This window comes from Cyanobium sp. NIVA-CYA 375 (assembly GCF_056108345.1).
In genome coordinates, this window is the sequence record NZ_JBSYHW010000275.1 from 1 (window position 1) to 872 (window position 872).

Genomic DNA, 872 nt, shown 5'->3' on the forward strand with positions numbered 1-872 from the left:
CCCCTTCCGCCCGGCCAGTGGCAAGCAGCCTGGCGGCTTCGAAGCCTTCAACGTGCAGACCCTGGGCAGCAGCGTGTTCGTCGGCTACGGCCGCCAGGTGCCGCCCGACCCCACCCAGCCGCCGCCCGCCGAAGGCCGCCTGGCCGAGTTCGACAACAGCGGCAAGCTCGTGGCCCGCTGGTTCGGCCGCGGCTTCCTCAACTACCCCTGGGGCATCGCACCGGCACCCAAGGACTTCGGCCTGTACGCCGGCTGCATGCTGGTGGGCAACTTCGGCGACGGCACCGTGGTGGCCTTCCACCCGCGCCTGCGCGTGGCGCTGGACTACGTGCGTGACGCCAGCGGCAAGAAGGTCGTGATCGAGGGCCTGTGGGGCCTGCAGTTCGGCAACGGCGAGAGCCTCGGCGAGGCCAACCACCTGTACTTCGCGGCCGGCGTCGAGAAGGAGACCGAGGGCCTGTTCGGCAAGCTGCGCGCCAACCCGAACACGCTGCCGGCGCTCAGCGGCTTGTCGATCTGCCAGTGAAGCCGGGCCCGGGCGCGGCAGGCTCGATCGCCGTCGCCCGGGGCGACCTGCAGCACCACCTGGCTGCCCTGGCCTGGCTGGACGTGACGGCACCCCTGGCACGCGAACACCTGGCGCTGCCCTCGGACCTGTACCTCGTCACCGTCTACGGCGACGACGGGCTCGAGTGCGGCCCGGCGCAGGAGCCCGGTGGCCTGCAGGTGCTGGTGTCGCTGTTGCGCACGCAGCCGGCCCGCTTCCGTTCACACGGGCAGGGGCGGCTGGCGGTGGCGCTGCTGACCCCGGCCGGGCTGTTGAAGGTGCTGCGCGCGCCGCTGCAGGGCCTGGCCGACCGCCGCCTGCCGCT

At 72.8% G+C, this 872-nt stretch carries 2 protein-coding genes; both read left to right on the forward strand.

Annotation, left to right across the window (positions count from 1 at the left end; genetic code table 11):
• Positions 1-526 (forward strand): TIGR03118 family protein (locus tag AC01FP_RS18040; RefSeq protein WP_474482178.1); only part of this gene is annotated, 526 nt, incomplete at its 5' end.
• Positions 523-872: hypothetical protein (locus tag AC01FP_RS18045; protein ID WP_474482180.1), on the forward strand; the 350-nt coding region annotated here is incomplete at its 3' end. The genes AC01FP_RS18040 and AC01FP_RS18045, both read left to right, overlap by 4 nt.